This window comes from Atribacter sp. (assembly GCF_035418125.1).
Classification (GTDB): Bacteria; Atribacterota; Atribacteria; order Atribacterales; family Atribacteraceae; genus Atribacter; species Atribacter allofermentans.
Genome location: NZ_DAOLQM010000177.1, coordinates 1 through 4604 on the forward strand (window position 1 = coordinate 1; position 4604 = coordinate 4604).

At 40.1% G+C, this 4604-nt stretch carries 4 protein-coding genes; all 4 read right to left on the reverse strand.

What is annotated here, in order from left to right:
- The coding region (locus PLK24_RS08605) for an FGGY family carbohydrate kinase (RefSeq protein ID WP_324478197.1) at positions 1–846 on the reverse strand (846 nt) is incomplete at its 3' end.
- A 189-nt stretch (positions 847–1035) separates the two neighbouring features.
- A complete protein-coding gene (locus PLK24_RS08610; RefSeq protein WP_324478199.1) occupies positions 1036–2469 on the reverse strand; it encodes an NAD(P)(+) transhydrogenase (Re/Si-specific) subunit beta in 1434 nt (477 codons plus the stop codon).
- Complete coding sequence (locus PLK24_RS08615) at positions 2469–2753, reverse strand: NAD(P) transhydrogenase subunit alpha part 2 (RefSeq protein WP_324478201.1); 285 nt, start codon at positions 2751–2753, stop codon at positions 2469–2471. Before PLK24_RS08615 ends, PLK24_RS08610 begins: the two co-directional genes overlap by 1 nt.
- Positions 2754–2765: 12 nt before the next feature.
- The gene (locus PLK24_RS08620) at positions 2766–3941 is read right to left on the reverse strand and encodes an NAD(P) transhydrogenase subunit alpha (RefSeq protein ID WP_324478203.1); all 1176 of its coding nucleotides are present in this window, start codon (positions 3939–3941) and stop codon (positions 2766–2768) included.
- Between the last annotated feature and the right edge of the window lie 663 nt (positions 3942–4604).

Below are 4604 nucleotides of genomic sequence, written 5' to 3' on the forward strand. Positions count from 1 at the left end.
CGGTTGATGGTCACACATCCGTACTGCTCCTGAAGAACCGACCGTAATCACCATCTCTCGTTGATGAAACATTCCTTCTCCTAAGTTGGCAAAAGGACCATCTCCTCCTCCCCAAACGACCGGAATACCAGGCAGAAGGCCGGTATCATGGGTAAAAGGACCGACTTGCAATGGAAAGTGATGATCCGGTTCGCAAAGAGGAAGGAACTGTTTAGTGGACACCTGAGCACACGAGACGAGCTCCTCATCCCAGCGCCTGTCAAAAAGATTGAGAAGGCCGGTGCCCGAAGCAGTAGAATAATCACAATACCACTCCCCGGTGATTTTCCCCAAAAACCAATCTTTAATAGTGACTATTTTCCAGGCCGACTGTAAGAATGATGGATAGTGTTTTCGAAACCAGATAAGACGGGGAAGGTTGTAAATGGTGTGAAGCGGAACACCGTTGCGAAAGTAGAACCGCTTTTCTTGGTATTCTTGATTGAGAGACTTCAATTCATCTTGGCAGCGAGTATCCATCCAGTTTAAAAGAGGGTAGAGAGGATCCCCTTCTTCATCGAGAAGCAGAGTGCTATGCAGCATGGTATCACAAGCCAGGGCAATGACTCGAGAAGGAGAGTGCTTGGACAATACTGCTTTCACCGACTGAACAATGCCTGAATAAATAGCTGACACATCTTGCTCGGCAAAGGAAGGCTGCGGAGATAAAGTCGGGTACTCACTTTTTGCGGTAGCTCGAATAGCACCAGATAAATCAAAAAGACAAACCTTGCAGGAGGAAGTACCGATATCAATCGTAAGGATTAATTCCTGGGAACTCATCAACTCAGACTCCCGAATAAGCATGAAACCCCCCATCAACTGGAATAACTGCTCGGGATAGAATCAAAAAAAACCAAAGAGCTTTAAATTTAACAAAATTAAAGTACTATATCCGATATTATCAATGTTCAGTCTCTTTTAGCAAGTTGATGGAAGAAAATAACTTAAATTATATTTTGTCTATCGAACCATTGCTTATTATTATATTCTATTTCAAACCAAATCACCTTCATTATTATCAAGGCAAGACATAATTTTTGACAAGCTCTCGCAAGCATCACCCAAAATCATGGTTACATGTTCTCTTTGATAAAGAGGATTTTCTACTCCCGAATAGCCGGGATTTTTATCCCGGTTGCATACAATAATGTGCTTCGCTTCTTCTACCAGCAATATTGGCATTCCATAAATTGGCGTCCCCGTAGCAGTTGCAGCAGCAGGATTTACTACATCATTAGCACCAACAACCAGTACAACATCAGTTTCCTTAAAACTTGGATTAATATCATCCATCTCACAGAGCTGCTCATAAGGCACGTCAGCCTCAGCCAACAAGACATTCATATGACCCGGCATCCTGCCGGCTACCGGATGAATGGCGTACTTAACCTCTTTTCCCATTCTTTCCAATTTTTCTGCTAATTCTTTAACCAGATGCTGAGCCTGGGAAAGAGCCATTCCATATCCTGGAACAATAACTATTCTTTGGGCAGAACGAAGTATTGAGTCGATATTCTCTTCCTTAGAACCTTTCTCGTCTTGCTGATTACTTTTTGAATAAACCAAATCTTCTGAGGAAATCTCCGATTGGTTTAAATCGTTTTCGAGTTGAGTAATCACGGTTTTCCCACCAAGGATATCTGATATTCTGCGGTTCATAGATCGACACATTACCTGAGTTAAAAGTAATCCAGAAGCACCAACCACTCCTCCAATTGCCACCAGCAATGGATCGCGAATAGCCAAACCCGCTATAGCACCAGCAACCCCTGATAGAGAATTGAGGAGGGAAATAGTAATTGGCATATCAGCCCCACCAACTCGGATGGTAAAAAAAACTCCGATAAAAAGAGAAGTTATAGCAACCAAAGCGGTAAACAGGCTACGATGGGAATTTCCACCCAAAAAAATCATAAACAATAGGAAAATAAGAAAAACAAGAACCAAATAATTAATGGTAGAATGATTCTTCACAATAATTGGACGTTGGTTAAGCCATTGATTTAACTTTGCAGCAGCGATCATGCTCCCACTAAATGTTAATGCTCCAACCGCTAATGCCATAGCGGCAGCAATTAAACTAAATCCATTCACTTCACTTCTTCCCACCAGTATTAAGTAAGCCACTAAACTCGAAGCACAACCCCCAAAACCATTAAGTAGAGCAACTAATTGGGGCATTTTTATCATTTTAACCCATAACGACCAGATATACCCGATTAATCCTCCAATCACCATCGAAATCCATAGCAATTGAACATCTAAAATTCCATAATAAGACATAGTTAAAATAATAGAACCTAATATACATAATGCTCCTAACAAATTACCTTTCACCGCTGTTTGTGGTTTGTTCATAAGATGAATACCCCAAACCACTCCGAAGACCAAACCGAGAGAAATCAGGTAAAAAGTTATTGTACTCATTACTGATCTTCCTTGCGATGAAACATTTTGAGCATGCGATGGGTCACGGCAAACCCACCCACTACATTAATCATGGCTATTATTATTGCCACTGATCCAATCATTTTATTCTGGGTTGTTACCGCCGCAGCAGTTGCCACTAAAGCACCTAAAACCGTTATTCCCGACAAGGCATTCATCCCAGACATGAGGGGTGTATGAAGCAAACTTGGAACATTACCAATGACTTTATACCCGATAACAGTAGCAACTAAAAATAACACAATCAACAATAATATCGACATATTTTACTCCTTTTAAACTAAATCCATTGCTTCCCTGGTGCCTTTGTGAAGGATTTTTCCTTCAAAAGTAACAATGGTTGAACTGATCACTTCATCTTCCCAATCCAAAACTATCTGGCCATCTTTCACCAAATAGGAAAGAAAGTTAAAAATATTATGAGCAAACATCCAGGTAGAGCTTTCTGGAACCTGACCTGGGATATTTTTGGTTCCATCAATGCTTACTAAGTATTTTTCCACAACTTCTCCTGATACAGTCGCTTCGCAATTCCCACCCTGATCGATGGCAATATCAACAATGACCGAACCTGGATTCATCATTTTTACCATATCATCGGTAATAAGCACCGGAGCTTGTTTACCGGGAACTAATGCTGAAAGAATTATAATGTCGAATTGTGATATCTTTTCTCTAATAATGTCTCTTTCATGTGAAAGCCAATTCTCAGGAAGGCTACAGGCATAAAAACCATCTCCAACTGCTATTTCTTTTGGTACCCCAACATCAATAATTTTTGCTCCCAAACTCTTAGCTTGTTCCTGGGCATCGGAACGAATATCTATCGCGCTCACCACTGCCCCTAACCTTCTTGCAGTTGCAATAGCCTGTAATCCAGCAACTCCAGTACCAATCACCAATACATTAGCAGGTTTAATCATTCCCACTGCAGTTCCAACCATCGGCATAAATTTTCTGAGACGATTCGCCGCCATAAGAACACTTTTATACCCGGCAACAGTACTCATTGAAGTGAGAGCATCCATAGTCTGAGCACGTGTAATGCGAGGCATACCATCCAAGGTAAGACTGTTCACTCCCTTTTCTGCCAATTCACTAACCATTTTATGATTTGAAGGGGAAGCAGGGTGAAGAAAAGTAATTAAATATTGCCCCTTTTTCATCATTTCAACTTCGCTTTTATTTAATAATTTATTAAAAAGAGGCTCTTTTACCTTTAGAATCAAATCTGATGTTTCATAGATATCTTCAACATTAATAGTTATCTCTGCACCAACGTTTTCATAAAGTTCGTTGCTAAAATAGGATTTCAAACCAGCATTGGTTTCAATTAAAACTCGTGCCCCATCATTAACTAATTTTTTTACCGTTTCGGGGATTGCTGCTACTCTACTTTCACCATTCATTATTTCACGGGGAATTCCAATAATTAAATCTTTATACTTCATAATTCACCCTCCAAATGTTACTTTTTTATTGTTTTTCTACCGTTTATAAATTTATAACCATAAATTTCTCTGATTATTATATCGCTATTTTTTCATTTTTGAAAATTAATTAATTTAATATTAAATGTATCAAAAATATCCTGGTTCAGTTGAATAATCTTGGTCATTGTTAAAAATAGGTTGGGCGTCCATACTGCTTGGTAGTATCTAATGAGAACGAAATTCTCTATCTAAAAGTCATTTCGAGGGACCCAACCGTTCTTTGGTTGGACGACCTGGCAATCTCATCCGGCTTCTCAGTCATTCTGAGGAGCGTCTTGTGCGACGTGAGAATCTCATTTACCCATTCTGTTATTCTGAGTAGTCCGGAGTTCTTACCGGACGATGTGAGAATCTTGTTTTTTAAAATATTTTATAAAGAATAAAAACCTAAAAGATGAGATCCTCACGCGGAAAAGCACCGCTCAGGATGACGCCGGCGATGTCAGAGGAGATCCTCACGGCTTCAAAATACGAAGCCTCAGGATGACCGATTAAAAGTACCCTCCCCGCCGGAAAATAATTCCCCTCCAAGGAGGGGAATTATTTGACTTATTCCCCCATTGAGGGGGGATTCAGGGGGGTGTGCCTTTATCGTTTTTTGTTTGATCGCTTTTCTCTTAT

Excerpts from the sequence above, each read along its gene's own strand:
- PLK24_RS08610 (WP_324478199.1), bottom strand. The coding sequence starts at position 2,469 with ATGAGTACAATAACTTTTTACCTGATTTCTCTCGGTTTGGTCTTCGGA.
- PLK24_RS08615 (WP_324478201.1), bottom strand. The coding sequence starts at position 2,753 with ATGTCGATATTATTGTTGATTGTGTTATTTTTAGTTGCTACTGTTATC.
- PLK24_RS08620 (WP_324478203.1), bottom strand. The coding sequence starts at position 3,941 with ATGAAGTATAAAGATTTAATTATTGGAATTCCCCGTGAAATAATGAAT.